Source organism: Xanthomonas bonasiae, from assembly GCF_014836395.1.
Classification (GTDB): domain Bacteria; phylum Pseudomonadota; class Gammaproteobacteria; order Xanthomonadales; family Xanthomonadaceae; genus Xanthomonas_A; species Xanthomonas_A bonasiae.
In genome coordinates, this window is the sequence record NZ_JACSQX010000001.1 from 168586 (window position 1) to 183953 (window position 15368).

Here is a 15368-nt window from a genome sequence, read left to right on the forward strand (position 1 = left end):
TTCTAGCGCGACAGCACGCTTTCTTGTAGACGCAGCGGCACGCTGGCCGCGGCCTGCGTCGCCGAGCGGCCCAGCACCAGTTCGTAGTCGCCGGCGGCGATGCGCCACTGGCGCTGCGCCGGGTCGTAGTCGGCCAGGGTCTTGGGTTCGGCGACGATGCTGACGCGGCGGGTTTCGCCGGGCTTGAGCGTGAGCTTGTCCCAGCCGACCAGGCGGATCGGCGTGTGGTGGCCCTGCGGCAGGCGCAGGTACAGCTGCGGCACGTCGGCGCCTTCGCGTTCGCCGCTGTTGCGCACGTCGAAGCTGGCGATCACCGTGCTGCCGTCCACCTGCACGCTCAGGTTGGCGTAGTCGAAGCGGGTGTAGGACAGGCCGTGGCCGAACGCGTACAGCGGATCCAGGCCGCGCGCGGCGAACCAGCGGTAGCCGACGTTGGCGCCTTCGATGTCGTAGTCGACATTGCTGCCGGCCGGTTGCGCCGGCTTGAAGCCCAGCCCCGGGATCGATGGCCGCGGCAGCTGCGCCACGTCGCGCAGCCAGGTCACCGGCAGGCGCCCGGACGGATTGACCTCGCCCAGCAGCAGGCGCGCCAGCGCTTCGCCGCCGCGGATGCCCGGGTACCAGGCTTCCAGCACCGCCGGCACCTGTTGCAGCCACGGCATCGCCACCGGGCCGTTGGTCTCCAGCACCACCACCGTGCGCGGGTTGGCCTTGGCCATTGCCGCGATCAGCGCGTCCTGCTTGCCGGGCAGTTTGATGTCGGGCAGGTCCACCGATTCGGCCGACCACTGCGTGGCGAACACGATCACCGCTTCGGCACCGCGCGCGAGCTTGGCCGCCGCCGCCACATCGTCGCCGCTGGCATAGTCGATCTGCGCGTCAGGCATTGCCTTGCGCAATGCCTGCAGCGGCGAGGACGGATGGAACATCACCGGGCCCGGCCAGGTGGTCGGGGCCAGCCCCGGCACCGCGTTGGCGCCGTTGACGGTGAAGCCGACCATCGATGAGCCGCCGCCGCCGATCACGCCCTTGTCGGCATGCCCGCCGATCACCGCGATGCGCCGCAGCGTGCGCGGCAACGGCAGCGTGTCGCGCTCGTTGCGCAGCAGCACCGTGCCTTCCTCGACCACTTTCTGCACCGCCGCGCCGCCGGCGACGTCGTCGATCGGCTGGCGCTGCGGCGGATGGTCGAAGCTGCCGGTGGCGATGAAGGCGCGCAGGATGCGCCGCACCATGTCGTCCAGGCGCGCCTGCGGCACCGTGCCGCCGGCCACCGCCAGGCGCAGCGGCTGGTCGAAGTACACCGCCTTGTCGAACACTTCGCCGGCCGATTGCTGGTCCAGCCCGGCCAGCGCCGCCTTGGAACCGCTGTGCACGCCGCCCCAGTCGGACATCACGTAGCCGGGGAACTTCCATTCCTGCTTGAGCACCTTGTTGAGCAGGTAGTCGTGTTCGCAGCCGTAGATGCCGTTGATGCGGTTGTAGGAACACATCACCGAGCCGGGTTCGCCGATCTTCAGCGCCAGCTCGAACGCCAGCAGGTCCGATTCGTGCATGGCCTGCTCGCCGATGTCGGCGCTGTGGGTGTTGCGCCCGGTCTCCAGGTCGTTCATCGCGAAGTGCTTCATCGTCGACACCACGCGCTGGCTCTGCACGCCGCGGATCGACTCGCCGACCATCACCCCGGCCAGCAGCGGATCTTCGCCGGCGTACTCGAAGTTGCGGCCGTTGCGCGGATCGCGCTGCAGGTTGACGCTGCCGGCCAGCAGCACGTTGAAGCCCTGCTGCCAGGCCTCGCGGCCCATGGTGGCGCCGCCGGCGAAGGCCAGGTCGCGGTTCCAGGTGGCGGCGGTGGCCGGGCCGGACGGCAGCGCGGTGGCGTGGTCGCCGGGGCGCACGTTGCCCGGATTGGTCACGCCGACGCCGGCGTCGGCCAGCTGCTGCGCGGCGATGCCAAGGCGTTCGATCGCCGGCACGAAGCCGGCCGAGCCGAGCGCGCCGGGCGGCAGCGGACCGCCGTCCTTGCCCAGGCCGAAGTAGCTGTGCAGCATCTGGAACTTCTCGTCCTGGGTCATCGCCTGCACCAGCAACGCGGCGCGGCGGTCCGGCGCCAGCGCGCGATCGGTCCACGGGCGCTGCGCATCGGCGGTGGCGCTGGGCGCCAGGCGGAACGTGCTGACCAGGCCGAAGTGATCCGAGGCCCAGACGCCGTTGGCGTCGGGCTTCTGGAACAGGATGCGGCTGCTCACCGGTTCGAACCGCTCGCGCTGGAAGAACACGTGGTCGATGCGCCTGGGCGGGTTGAACTTCGGGTTCAAGGTGCTGTCGGCACGACGGTCCTTGGCGCCGTGCAGGCTGCCGTAGCTGTCGCCGAAGCCGCTGCGCAGCGCGGCCAGTTCCGGCGCGTCGGCGCTGGCGTTGAAGTCGCCGGCGAGCAGCGACGGCGCGCCGTCGGCGGTCTTGTCGACCCAGGCCAGCAGGTCCTGCAGCTGGCGCTCGCGCAACGCGCCGCCGGCCTCGGTCCAGTGCAGGTGGGTGACGTAGAGATTGACCGCGCGGCCGTCCACGTCCAGGCGCAGGCGCCCGGCGGTGCGGCTGTCGTCGAGCGGGTTCAGGCGGATCTGTTCGCGCGCCAGGATCGGGCGCCGGGTCAGCAGCGCGTTGCCGTAGCGCTGCGCGGCGCCGGGCGGATCGACGCTGGTGAAGTAATAGGCGTAGCCGAGCTGCTCGGCCAGCCATTGCGCCTGGTTCGGCAGCGTGTCGTGCTGCAGCACTTCTTCCAGCGCGATCGCGTCCGGACGCAGTTCGCGCAGGGTCTGCACGATCTGGGTGCGCCGATTCGGCCAGTCGAGCTTGTCGTGGTACAGGTTCAGCGTGACCACGCTGAGCGTCGGGGTGTCCTTGGCGGTCGCGGGCGCAGGCGCGGCGAAGGCCGGCCAGGCCAGCGCGAGCGCCAGGCAAAGGAGTCCTGAAAACGTTTTCATAGCGGGGCGTGAGGCCTCTCTAGCAGCTGAAGGGATTGCGCATCGGGGGGAGTTGGGGAGGGGAGAGCCGCTGAAGCGCTAGGACGGCGCTTCGTCGCTGCGCATCACCGGATACAGCCGGTACTGCGCATCCCAGGAGGAATGGCGGCGGTGGAAGAACTCCAGCCGCGCATGCGGATCCTTGGCGAAGTCGGCGTCGTGCTCGAGCTTGCTCTCGAATTCGGCCTTCAGTGCCGGGTCGCTGGCCAGCATCTGCCGCGCCACGTCCTCGGCCACATAGTCTTCCATGTATTCGGTGCGCTCGAAGGCGCTGTTGAACTCGCCCCACTGCAGCAGCGAGTCCGGCGCCTGCGGTTCCAGCAACGCCATCAGCAACCGCGCCTTGGGCTGGGCGATCGGCACGAACAGGGCGCCGGCGCCGATGGCGCGCGTCGCGGGGGTCCAGCCGCCCTGCACGCTGAGCCGCTGGTGGCCTTCGGAGGAACGCGCGGCGAAGCTGGCATCGTCGGCGCGGAACGTCTGCACCGGCAGCGTGGCGGCGCGGTCCAGGGTGCGGAACGCGATGCCGTGCTGGCGCAACTTGGCGGCGACCAGCGCCGCCTGCGCGGCCGGCACCAGATAGCCGGCGCGCGGCGCCACGACTTCCACGCTGGGCACGATGTGATCGCGCAGCGGTACCCGCCAGATCTGCGGGGTGCGCTCGTCGTAGCGGGTCATCAGCGCACCGGACACCGGCGACAGCGTGCGGGTATAGGCGTAGCCGCGGAAATCCACCAGGCGCGACTGCTCGGTGGTGCGGTAGTCCAGCGCCAGCGTCTTGCCGCCGAGCTGCTGCGCGCGCGCGTCGGCGGCGAGCGCGTCGGCGCGCCAGCGGCCGCCGTTGCGCGCCACCTGCTGCAGCACCGAGATGATGGTGTTGCGGGTGATGCGCACGCGTTGCGGATAGGGCTTCCACGAATGCGTTTCCACCAGCATGCCGAAGCGGTTGCGCAGCTGGAAATAGCCGTGCGAGAAGCGCGGCGTGGCCACGCCGTCCTCGAAGCCGGAGGCCGGATCGTCGTTGACCACGAACGAGGGGTAGTAGGGCAGCGGCAGCGAGCCCTGCCGCTTCAGGTCGGCGAGCACGCCGTCGCGCAGGCGCAGGCCGTCGCCGCGCAGCGCGGCGTCGCCGGCATGCAGCGGTTCCACCTGCACCGACACGTCGTGCTCGAACTGCGCGCCGTCGGTGACGTGCAGGTCCACGTACAGCAGCGGGTCCCATTGTTCGACCAGGCGCAGCATCGCCTGCATCTCCGGCGCGTCGGCCTTGACGTAGTCGCGATTGAGGTTGAGGTTCTGCGCGGTGGTGCGCCAGCCCATCTGCTCCGGCCCGCGCTGGTTGGGCCGGTTCCAGGCGCCGAAGCGCTCGTGGCCATCGACGTTGAACACCGGCACGAACAGCCACACCTGCTTGTCCAGCGCGCCGCGCGCGGCCTCACCGTCGAGCAGTTGGCGCAGCGCCAGGAAGCCGGCGTCCTTGCCGTCGATCTCGCCGGCGTGGATGCCGCCCTGGATCAGCACCACCGGCAGCTTGCGCGCTTGCGCCGTTGCGGCATCCAGCGCGCCGGACTTGGAGACCGCCAGCGCCTTCATCGGCCGGCCCTCGGGCGTGGTGCCGAAGTCGAAGCACCGCACCGCCTGCGGATAGCGCTGCGCGAACGCGTCGCACAGCGCGATGGTCTCCGCGTAGCGCCCGGTACGCAGAAAACCGCTGCGCTCGGCCTCGGTGGACAGGCCCGCATCGCTGGCCAGCAATGGCATGCTGCACAGCAGCATCGGCAGCAGGAGGGGGACCAGCCAGGGTCGGATCATTGCGGCACCGTCGCGGGAGAGGCCCCCATGATGCGTGCAGCGCGCCGATTGCGAAAGCACCTGCGTGCCGCCGCGGCCGCTGCGCACGGTTCGATTCGCCCGGAACGATCGGGTAACCTTCTGAAAATTTTGCCTGGACCAGTGCCTGTGACGAGCGAACGATCGACGAGGAAGTGCGGATGAGTGCGGCCAACGCGCACGCCGGCGCGCGGATGCCGCGGCAGATCCCGTACATCATCGGCAACGAGGCCTGCGAGCGTTTCAGCTTCTACGGCATGCGCAACATCCTGGTGCAGTTCCTGATCACCTCGCTGCTGCTGCAGGAAATGACCGCGCCCGGCCGCGAGGCCGAGGCCAAGCACATCATGCACAGCTTCATGGTCGGCGTGTATTTCTTCCCGCTGCTCGGCGGCTGGCTGGCCGACCGCTTCTTCGGCAAGTACACCACCATCCTGTGGTTCAGCCTGATCTATTGCGCGGGCCACGCCTGCCTGGCGCTGTTCGAGGGCAGCCGCGAAGGGTTCTTCGTCGGCCTGGGGCTGATCGCGCTGGGCGCCGGCGGAATCAAGCCGCTGGTGGCCTCGTTCATGGGCGACCAGTTCGACCAGTCCAACAAGCACCTGGCCAAGGTGGTGTTCGACGCCTTCTACTGGATCATCAACTTCGGTTCGCTGTTCGCCTCGCTGCTGATCCCGCTGGCGTTGAAGAACCTGGGCCCGGCGTGGGCGTTCGGCATTCCCGGCATCCTGATGTTCGTGGCCACGCTGGTGTTCTGGGCCGGGCGCCGCCGCTACGTGCGCGTGCCGCTGCCGCCGCAGGACCCGCACGGCTTCGCCCAGGTGGTGCGCAGCGCGCTGCTGTCGCGCGCGCCGGGGCAGGGGCGTCCCGGCCTGGCGCTCGCCGCCATCGCGGTGGTGCTGGCGCTGGCCAGCTTCGCGCTGCTGCCGACGCTGGGCATCGTGATCTGCCTGTGCCTGGCGCTGGTGCTGCTGCTGGCCGGGATCGGCGGCGGTACCTGGTGGCAGCTGGAGCGCGCCCGCGCGGTGCATCCGGACGCGGCGGTGGACGGCGTGCGCGCGGTGCTGCGGGTGCTGGTGGTGTTCGCGCTGGCGACGCCGTTCTTCTCGCTGTTCGACCAGAAGGCCTCGACCTGGGTGCTGCAGGGCCAGCAGATGCAGATGCCCGACTGGTTCAGCGCCTCGCAGATGCAGGCGCTGAATCCGGCGCTGGTGATGCTGCTGATCCCTTTCAACAACCTGGTGCTGTATCCGCTGCTGCGCCGTGGCGGCTACGAGCCGACCGCGCTGCGGCGGATGACCGCGGGCATCGCCTTCAGCGGCCTGGCCTGGATCGTGGTCGGCACGCTGCAGGTGGCGATGGACGGCGGCGACGCGCTGTCCATCGCCTGGCAGATCCTGCCGTACGCGCTGCTGACCTTCGGCGAGGTGCTGGTCTCGGCGACCGGCCTGGAGTTCGCCTACAGCCAGGCGCCGCAATCGATGAAGGGCGTGGTGATGAGTTTCTGGAACCTGACCACCACGGTCGGCAACCTGTGGGTGCTGCTGTCCAACGCGGCGGTGCGCAACGACACCGTCACCGCGCACATCGGCAGTACCGGGCTCAGCGAAACCGCGTTCCTGATGTTCTTCTTCGCCGCCTTCGCCTGCGTCGCCGCGCTGTTGTTCGGGCTGTATGCGCGCCGTTACCGCATGGTCGATCATTACCGTACCGCCTGAGGCCCCCGCATGCCGTCCGTCACCCCCGTCAACCTGATCCTGATCGTCCTCACCGTGCTGGTGTCGTGGGCGGCGTTCAACAACCGCAAGCTGCTCGACCGGTTGATCCTGTGGCCGCCGGCGATCGACCGGCACAAGCAGTACGACCGGCTGGTGACACATGGCTTCATCCACGCCGATTTCCCGCATCTGCTGTTCAACATGGTCACGCTGTATTTCTTCGGCGGTCCGATCGAACGGCTGATGGAGCGGTTGACCGGGAGCCTGCTGACCTATCCGCTGTTCTACCTGGCGGCGCTGGTGGTGGCGATCCTGCCCAGTTACCTGAAGAACCAGAAGAACCCTAACTACTTCAGCCTGGGCGCGTCCGGCGCGGTCTCGGCGGTGCTGTTCGCCTACATCCTGCTGGCGCCGTGGACCGGGATCTACTTCTTCTTCATCCCGATTCCGATCCCGGCGATCCTGTACGCGCTGTTCTATGTGGGCTACAGCATCTGGATGGACCGCCGTGGCGGCGACAACATCAACCACAGCGCGCATCTGGCCGGCGCTGCGTTCGGGGTGATGTTCCTGCTGATCATGGAACCGTCGGTGCTGCAGCACTTCCTCGACCAGCTGGCGCAGCCGCGCTTCGGCCGCGGCTAGCGGCTGCGCGGATTCGCGAACGCCGGCGGCGATGCCGTCGCTGCAGGTGGGCGCGAGGCGAGGGTGCCCGCGAAACGGAATCCGGCCGTCAGCCCGGGGTGCGCGCTGCGGCCGGTGGCTCGAAACCTCTCCGGCGGTCTGCGGCCCGCGTCGCGGTCCGCGCGTGACGCTCGGCTCAGGCGGCCTGCTGGCCGCGCAATTGCACGTTGGCGCTGCCGATCGCGGCGTGTTCGTAGGTTTGCTTCAGTCGGTCGTAGACCTCGCTGTTGAGCTGGTCGAATTCCCAGCCCTGGGTGTGGCCGCTGACCACCAGTTGGTACAGCCCTTCCAGCAACGACGCATCGTGGTCGCCATGGATCTGTTCGTTGTCGCTCATGCGCATCGCCCCTGTTCGATTACACCGTGATGGATTTCGCAAGTCCCATGCCAGATTTCCACGGTGGTACGCGGTTGGTAGCGGCCGCGCGCGGCAGGACTTTAGGGCGCGTCGCCGATTCCCCAGCCGGCTGCAGAGATCGGCGCGCGTACCTGAGCCGCGTCGTGGTCGGCGGCCGGCCCGGCCCGGCCGGAAGTGACGCAGCGCGTCGGCTGCGGGTGACGCGGCGCGGCGTGCGGCTTCACATCGTCGCGGCGCGCGCGCGACCAGACTGTGCATTCCGTCGCATGAGCCAGGCCATGAGCGCAGCGTCCTCCCCACCGATCGCACACGATCCGCAGCGACAGCGCTTCGCGCTGCAGCTGGACGGCCATGAGGCCGAGTTGGACTATCTGTTGCAGGACGGCCGCCTGGTCATCACCCATACCGGCGTGCCGACCGCGATCGGCGGCCGCGGCTTGGCGGCACGGCTGGTGAGCGCGGCGCTGGACCATGCGCGGGCGCAGGGATGGAAGGTGGTCCCGGCCTGTTCGTACGCGGCGGTGTTCGTGCAGCGCCATCCCGAATACGCCGACTTGCTCGGCTGAGTGCGCACGACGCGACGACGGCGCGATAATTCGTCATCACACAGACGCAAGACACAGGGGAATGGATGTGAGGCACAGGGTACAGACGGGGCAGAACATTCCATGGCGGTGGACGGCGCTGGCGTTGGCGGCGACGTTGGCCGTGGCAGGGTGCAAGCGCGAGGCGGCGGCGCCGGCCGCCGAACCGGCGCCGGCTCCGGCGCCCGCCGCCGCGGCGGCGCCCGCAGCGCCGGCCCCGATGGAACTGAAGGACGTGATCGAGCACAGCCCCAGCTACGTGGTCGGTATCACCTTCCCACCGGCGCTCAACCGCTATCCGGGCCTGGCCGAGGCGGTCGGCCGCTACGCGCAGGCCGCGCGCGGCGAACTGATGGAAGCGGTCGGCGGCCTCGGCAACGACCGTCCCAGCGCGCCCTACGAGTTGTCGCTGCAGTTCGAGATGCTGCTGGAACGGCCCGAGCTGGTGGCGGTGGCCGCCGACGGCAGCCGCTATACCGGCGGCGCTCATGGCGAGCCGCTGGTGGCGCGCTTCGTATGGCTGCCGCAGCAGCAGCGCATGCTGACCGCCGAGACGCTGATTCCCGATCCCAAGGGCTGGGCGCAGGTGGCTGGCTATGTCGCCACGCAGCTGCGCCAGGCGGTGCAGGCGCGGGTGGATGCCGAACAGTTGCCGCCGGAGGACCATGACGAACAGGTCCGCAGCGCCGACAAGATGATCGCCGAAGGAACCGAGCCGCAAGCGGAGAACTTCAGTCAGTTCCAGCCCCTGGTCGACGCCGCCGGCAAGATCGTGGCGTTGCGCTTCGTGTTCCCGCCTTACCAGGTGGGACCGTATTCCGATGGCACGCAGACGGTGGATGTCCCGGCCAGCGTGCTGCGCGGGTTGGTGGCGCCGGAATACGCGGAGCTGTTCGCGGCATAGCGGGTGCGGGCGTGGCCGGGCCGCTGCAGCGCCGTGTCGTCGACCTGCTCGCCAGTGCCGACGTGCGCGTCGGCGGCGCGCGCGCCCACGACATCGCGGTGCACGACCCGCGTTTCTACGCGCGGGTGCTGGCGCAAGGGTCGCTGGGCCTGGGCGAAAGCTACATGGACGGCTGGTGGGAGGCGCCGGCGCTGGACCAGACCCTGGCGCGGCTGCTCGATGCCCGGCTCGAGCAGCGCGTGCACGGCATCGCCGACCTGGCCTACGCGGTGCGCGCACGCCTGTTCAACCTGCAACGCGGACGCCGCAGCTACGAGGTCGGGCGCCGCCACTACGACCTGGGCAACGACCTGTACCGCGCGATGCTCGGCCGCCGCCTGGTCTACAGCTGCGGTTACTGGGCCGCCGCCGACGCTCTGGATGCGGCGCAGGAGGCCAAGCTGGACCTGGTCTGCCGCAAGCTGCGGTTGCGCCCGGGCATGCGCGTGCTCGACATCGGCTGCGGCTGGGGCGAGGCGCTGAAGTTCGCCGCCGAGCGCTACGGCGTGGCGGGCGTCGGCGTCACCGTGTCGCAGGAACAGGCCGATTACGCGCGGCAGCTGTGCCGCGGCCTGCCGATCGAGATCCGCCTGCAGGACTACCGCGCGCTGGACGAGCGTTTCGACGCGATCTTCTCGATCGGCATGTTCGAGCACGTCGGCGACAAGAACTACCGCAGCTACTTAGCACGGGTACGGCAGTGCCTGCATCCGCACGGGCTGTTCCTGTTGCACAGCATCGGCAGCAACGTGTCGCGGCACCGGACCGATCCGTGGATCGCGCGCTACATCTTTCCCAATTCGATGTTGCCCTCGGCCGCGCAGATCGCCGCGGCGCTGGAAGACCGCTTCGTGTGCGAGGACTGGCACAACTTCGGCGCCGACTACGAGCGCACGCTGCACGCCTGGCGCGACAACGTCGAGGCGGCCTGGCCGGATCTGGATGCGCAGCGCTACGACCTGCGTTTCCGGCGCATGTGGCGCTTCTATCTGGCCGGGTCGATGGCCACCTTTCGCTGCCGCCGCGCGCAGTTGTGGCAGCTGCTGCTGTCGCCCGAAGGTGTACGGGGAGGATACCGCGCACCGCGGTGAGCGAAGGCGGGTGGTTGCTGTCCCGCAACAGTCGGTAGCATTGGCGGCCCCGACCCCCGACGTGCGATTCCACCCTCCCATGGGAAGTTTTGATCAGACCGAGCGGCGCGTAGCCTTCACCTGCGAGCGCTACCCTGCCTTCCCACGCGAACCGGCCGTGCTGGTCAGGCTCGTCAAGCATCTGTACAAGCGCATCCACGCCAATGCCTGCGGGCTGCTCAAGGCGCACGGCATCAGTCCACCGGAATACGAGATCCTGATGATGCTGTACGGCACGCCCGGGCAATGCATCACCCCGACCGAAGTGGCCGAGGCGGCGAGCGAGAAGCCCGCCAACATCACCCGCCTCACCGACAACCTGTGCGGCAAGGGCCTGCTGCTGCGCTCGGCCAGCCCCGAGGACCGGCGCAAGATCACCCTGACCCTGCAGCCGGCCGGGATCGCGCTGATCGAACGCATGTTGCCGGCGGTGTGCACGTTCCTGGACGAGGAGACCGCCGGCCTGGACGAGGCCGAGCAGGTGCAGCTGGAGACGCTGCTCAAGAAGATGCTGGCCGGCATCGACAGCGCCGTCTGACCGCGCCGCGTCCGCGCGTGCGGACGCAAGTGGCTGCGGCAAGCGCCGCAAACGACGACGCCGCCCGCGAATGCGGTCGGCGTCGGGGTGCGCATGGCGCCGGGGTTCAGTCCTTGCCGGCCGGCGTCTGCGGCATGGCGCCGTCGCCGCCACCCGGGGTCAGGCCGCGCTTTTCCAGCAACGGTTCGATCTTCGGCGCGTGCCCGGCGAAGTCCTGGAACAGCTGCATCGCGTCGACGCTGCCGCCGCGCGAGAGCAGGGTCTGGCGGAAGCGGTCGCCGTTGGCGCGGCTGAGCCCGCCATGCTGCTTGAACCACTGCTGGGTGTTGGCGTCGAGCACCTCGGACCAGATATAGGCGTAGTAGCCGGCCGCGTAGCCGCCCATGATGTGGCTGAAATAGGGCGTGCGGTAGCGTGGCGGCACCGGCGCGTAGGCGATGCCATCGGCGGCCAGCGCCTTGGCCTCGAAGTCCATCACCCCCGCTGCCGGCGGCACCTGGCCGGCAGCGAGCTGGTGCCAGCGCTGGTCGAGCATCGCCGCGCCCAGGTATTCGGTGGTGGCGAAGCCCTGGTTGAACTTGGCCGCGGCCACCACCTTGTCCAGCAAGGCCTGCGGCATCGGCGCGCCGCTCTGGTAGTGCTTGGCGTAGTGCTTGAGGATGGCCGGATCGTCCGCCCACATCTCGTTGACCTGCGACGGGAACTCGACGAAATCGCGCGGCACGCTGGTGCCGGAGAAGTACGGGTACTTCACGTTGGAGAACATGCCGTGCAGCGCATGGCCGAACTCGTGGAACGCGGTGGTGACCTCGTCCCAGGTCAGCAGCGTGGGCTGGCCGGCCGGCGGCTTGGGAATGTTGAGGTGGTTGGCGACCACCGGCTTGTAGCCGGTCAGCGCCGACTGCGACACGTAGGAATTCATCCACGCGCCGCCGCGCTTGGATTCGCGCGCGTACATGTCGGCGATGAAGATCGCCAGCTGCTGGCCGTCGGCGTCGAACACGTCGTAGACCAGCAGGTCGTCGCGGTAGGTCGGCAGGTCGGTGCGCTGCTTGAAGGTCAGCCCGTATTCCTGGTTGGCGGCGTAGAACACGCCGTTTTCCAGCACGTTCTTCAGTTCGAAGTAGGGCTTGAGCTGGGACTCGTCGAAGTCGTACTTGGCCTGGCGCACCTTCTCGGTGTAGTAGGCCCAGTCCCAGGCGGCGAGGGTGAAGCTCGGCTTGCCGGCCGCCTTCTGTTCCTTGTCGATCATCGCCTGCAGGTCGGCGGCCTCGCGCTTGGCGTTGGCGACCGCGGCCGGGGCCAGCTTGCCGAGCATCGCGTTGACCGCTTCGGGGGTCTTGGCGGTCTGGTCTTCCAGCGAGTAGGCGGCGTGGTTCGGGTAGCCCAGCAGCTTGGCGCGCTCGGCGCGCAGGCTCATGATCCGCGACACCAGCGCGGTGTTGTCGTACTTGCCGCCGTGGCTGCCGCGCGACACCGAGGCTTCGTAGATCTTCTGCCGCAGCGCGCGGTCCTTGAGCTGGGTCAGCGGCGGCTGGCCGGTGGTGTTGAGCAGCGCGATCACGTACTTGCCGTCGAGCTTGCGTGCCTTGGCCGCTTCGGCCGCCGAGGCTATCTGTTCGTCGGACAGGCCGTCGAGCTGCTTGACGTCGTCCACCACCACCGCGGCGGCATTCACTTCGGCCAGCACGTTCTGGCTGAACTGGGTGCCGAGCTTGGCCAGCTCGGCGTTCATCGCCTTGAGCTTGGTCTTGTCGGCATCGCCGAGCTTGGCGCCGTCGCGCACGAAATCGCTGTAGTACTTCTCCACCAGGCGCACGCCCTGCGCGTCCAGGCCGAGCTGGTTGCGGGTGTCGTACAGCGCCTGGATGCGCGCGAACAGCTTGGGATTGAGCGAGATCGTGTCGCGGTGCGCGGCGAACTTGCCCGAGTACTCGGCCTGCAGCTGCTTGCGCGCATCGTTGGTGTCGGCGCCGACCAGGTTGAAGAACACCGTGGTCGCGCGGTCCAGCACCTGGCCGCTCTTCTCCATCGCCACGATGGTGTTGTCGAAACTCGGCTTGGCCTTCTGGTTGGCGATCGCCTCCACTTCCTTCAGCTGCTGCGCCATGCCGGCGTCGAAGGCCGGGGCGAAGTCGCTGTCCTTGATCCGGTCGAACTGCGGGTAGTGCAGCGGCAACGGGCTTTCGGCGAAGAACGGATTGGCCTGCGTGGCCGCTTGCGCAGCGGCGGGCGTGGCGGCGTTGGCGTAGGCAGGCATGGCGAGTCCGAGCGTGGCGGCGAGCGCGAGGGCGAGGCGGGTGGTCATCAAGCGGTATCCAGCGATAAGGTTGGACCATGCAGGCTACCGCAGTGCGGCGCATGCGGCCCGTGACTAAAGCCATGGGGCCTATGGCGCGGCGCAGCACATGCTGCAAGCGCGCTTGCCTTCGCCGCGGCGGCGGCGTCATATAGCGCCTGACCGATGCAGACCACTGCCATTGCGTGAACACGGCCGACGGCCGCAGGGAGAAACCGATGAAAGCGATCTTCGGCTTGTGCGTGGCCGCGTGCGCGGTATGGGCGGCGCCGGCGTGGTCGGCGCAGACGCTGCGCTACGTGATGCTGGTGGACGGCGGCAAGCAGGCCGGGCAGCAGAGCGTCAGCGTCGGCGACGACGGCATCACCCGGGTGGACTTCGTGTTCAAGGACAACGGCCGCGGCCCGGAACTGAAGGAGCAGTACACGCTGGCCGCCGACGGCACCTTCAAGACCTACCAGGTACAGGGCACCTCCACCTTCGGCGCGCCGGTGGACGAGCGCTTCAGCCGCGACGGCGAGCGCGTACAGTGGAAGTCCACGTCCGACCAGGGCGAGCGGCGCGTGGCCGGCGGCGCGCAGTACTGGCCGCTCGGCGGCACCCCGGCGGCGACCTCGGCGGCGGTGACCGCGCTGAGCCGCCGCGCCGACGGCAGGCTGCCGCTGATCCCCAGCGGCGCGCTGACCCTGCGCAAGCTGCAGCAGGCGCAGGTCGGCCAGGGCAACAGCGCGCGCAAGGTGCAACTGGTGGCGCTGACCGGGGTCGGCTTCACCCCCACCTTCGCCTGGCTCACCACCGACACCACGCCGCGCCTGTTCGCGTTCATCGCGCCGGGCTGGATGCAGCTGATCGAAACCGGCTACGAAAAGGATGCCGACGCGCTGGAAGCGGCGCAGAAGCAGGCCGAAGCCACCGCCCTGGTCGAGTTGCAGCAGCGCCTGGCGCATCCCTTGCCCGGCACCACGCTGATCCGCAACGCGCGCGTGTTCGACAGCGAGCACGCCACGCTCGGCGCCGCGTCCGACGTGCTGCTGCGCGACGGCAAGATCGTCTCGGTGGTCGCCACCGGCAGCGCGCCGGCGCAGGCGCAGCAGGTGGTCGATGCGCAGGGGCGGGTGCTGCTGCCCGGCCTGTTCGACATGCATGGGCACGTCGGCCGCTGGGACGGCGGCCTGCACCTGGCCGCCGGCGTCACCACCGTGCGCGACATGGGCAACGACAACGCCACGCTGCAGCAGGTGATGCAGGAAGAGCGCGCCGGCCAGTTGCTGATGCCGAGCCTGGTCGCCTGCGGCTTCCTGGAGGGCGAGAGCCCAATGGCGGCACGCAACGGCTTCGTGGTCAGCACCCAGGCGCAGGCCAACGAGGCGGTCGACTGGTATGCGGCGCACGGCTACGTCGGCATCAAGATCTACAACTCGTTCCCGCAGGCGCTGGTGCGCGACACTGCCGCCTACGCGCACGCCAAGGGCCTGCGCGTGAGCGGGCACATTCCGGTGCACATGCTCGCGCACGAGGCGGTGGAGCAGGGTTACGACGAGATCCAGCACATCAACCAGGTGCTGCTGAACTTCTACGCCACCCACGACACCGATACGCGCACGCTGGAGCGTTTCTACCTGCCGGCCAAGCGCACCGCCGACCTGGATTTCGACTCGGCGCCGGTGCAGGCCTTCGTGCAGGAACTGGCCAGGCGGCAGATCGTCATCGATTCGACCGTGGCCACCTTCGACTTCATCCGCCAGCGGCCGGGCGACCTGTCGCAGGCTTATGCCGCGGTCGCCGGGCACCTGCCGCCGGACGTGCAGCGCGGGCTGCGCAGCGCCGAGTTCGACATTCCCGACGACGCCACCGCGGCGCTGTACGAGCGTTCCTACGAGAAGATGGTGGCCTTCGTCGGGCGCCTGTACCGCGCCGGCGTGCCGCTGGTGGCCGGCACCGACGCCACCCCGGGCTTCACCCTGCAGCGCGAGATCGAACTGTACGTGCAGGCCGGGCTGACCCCGGCGCAGGCGCTGCAGGTGGCGACCTGGAACGGCGCCAAGTACTCGCGCACGCTGGACAGCCGCGGCTCGATCGCGCCCGGCAAGCGCGCCGACCTGATCCTGGTCGATGGCGACCCGACCCGCGACATCGCCGACCTGCGCAAGGTCGCGCTGGTGGTGAAGCAGGGCACGGCGTATTACCCCAGCGAGGTCTACGCGGCGCTGGGCATCGAACCGTTCGCCGCGCCCGCGCGCATCGCCACCGTCGAGGATTGA

At 69.2% G+C, this 15368-nt stretch carries 11 protein-coding genes; 7 read left to right on the top strand and 4 right to left on the bottom strand.

The features are described 5' to 3' along the window. Nucleotides 1–2: 2 nt before the first annotated feature. Both H9658_RS00755 and H9658_RS00760 read right to left on the bottom strand, forming a co-directional pair. Nucleotides 3–2984 (bottom strand): glycoside hydrolase family 3 C-terminal domain-containing protein, encoded by a 2982-nt coding sequence (locus tag H9658_RS00755; RefSeq protein WP_191824016.1) that lies wholly within the window; start codon nt 2982–2984, stop codon nt 3–5. A 78-nt stretch (nt 2985–3062) separates the two neighbouring features. Continuing rightward, on the bottom strand, nt 3063–4835 hold the full coding sequence (locus H9658_RS00760; RefSeq protein WP_191824017.1) for a M14 family metallopeptidase: 1773 nt from the start codon (nt 4833–4835) through the stop codon (nt 3063–3065). A 179-nt stretch (nt 4836–5014) separates the two neighbouring features. On the opposite strand from H9658_RS00760, the gene H9658_RS00765 reads away from it, so the two are divergent. Together H9658_RS00765 and H9658_RS00770 are read left to right on the top strand one after the other, a co-directional pair. Further along, complete coding sequence (locus tag H9658_RS00765; protein ID WP_179565266.1) at nt 5015–6571, top strand: POT-type proton-dependent oligopeptide transporter; 1557 nt, start codon at nt 5015–5017, stop codon at nt 6569–6571. 9 nt (nt 6572–6580) lie between these two features. Next, nucleotides 6581–7216 carry a rhomboid family intramembrane serine protease gene (locus tag H9658_RS00770; protein WP_191824018.1) on the top strand — a complete coding sequence of 212 codons (636 nt, stop codon included), beginning with the start codon at nt 6581–6583 and terminating at the stop codon, nt 7214–7216. Between the two features lie 175 nt (nt 7217–7391). Here H9658_RS00770 and H9658_RS00775 read toward each other — a convergent pair whose 3' ends face one another. Then, complete coding sequence (locus H9658_RS00775; RefSeq protein ID WP_179565262.1) at nt 7392–7592, bottom strand: hypothetical protein; 201 nt, start codon at nt 7590–7592, stop codon at nt 7392–7394. Between the two features lie 299 nt (nt 7593–7891). Here H9658_RS00775 and H9658_RS00780 point away from each other — a divergent pair, with 299 nt between their 5' ends. From H9658_RS00780 to H9658_RS00795, 4 genes are all read left to right on the top strand, one after another. Further along, the gene (locus H9658_RS00780) at nt 7892–8179 is read left to right on the top strand and encodes a GNAT family N-acetyltransferase (protein ID WP_191824019.1); all 288 of its coding nucleotides are present in this window, start codon (nt 7892–7894) and stop codon (nt 8177–8179) included. 61 nt (nt 8180–8240) lie between these two features. Further along, on the top strand, nt 8241–9101 hold the full coding sequence (locus tag H9658_RS00785) for a DUF3298 and DUF4163 domain-containing protein (protein WP_179565258.1): 861 nt from the start codon (nt 8241–8243) through the stop codon (nt 9099–9101). Nucleotides 9102–9112: 11 nt separating this feature from the next. After that, on the top strand, nt 9113–10231 hold the full coding sequence (cfa, locus tag H9658_RS00790; protein WP_191824020.1) for a cyclopropane fatty acyl phospholipid synthase: 1119 nt from the start codon (nt 9113–9115) through the stop codon (nt 10229–10231). Nucleotides 10232–10310: 79 nt separating this feature from the next. Beyond that, nucleotides 10311–10808, top strand: coding sequence for a MarR family winged helix-turn-helix transcriptional regulator (locus H9658_RS00795; RefSeq protein WP_191824021.1), 498 nt, complete (start codon nt 10311–10313; stop codon nt 10806–10808). A gap of 106 nt (nt 10809–10914) precedes the next feature. On the opposite strand, the gene H9658_RS00800 is transcribed toward H9658_RS00795, so the two are convergent. Further along, a complete protein-coding gene (locus tag H9658_RS00800; protein ID WP_191824022.1) occupies nt 10915–13116 on the bottom strand; it encodes a M3 family metallopeptidase in 2202 nt (733 codons plus the stop codon). A 209-nt stretch (nt 13117–13325) separates the two neighbouring features. Between H9658_RS00800 and H9658_RS00805 the strand changes: the two genes are divergently transcribed. Beyond that, nucleotides 13326–15368, top strand: a complete 2043-nt coding sequence (locus tag H9658_RS00805; protein WP_191824023.1) for an amidohydrolase family protein — start codon at nt 13326–13328, stop codon at nt 15366–15368.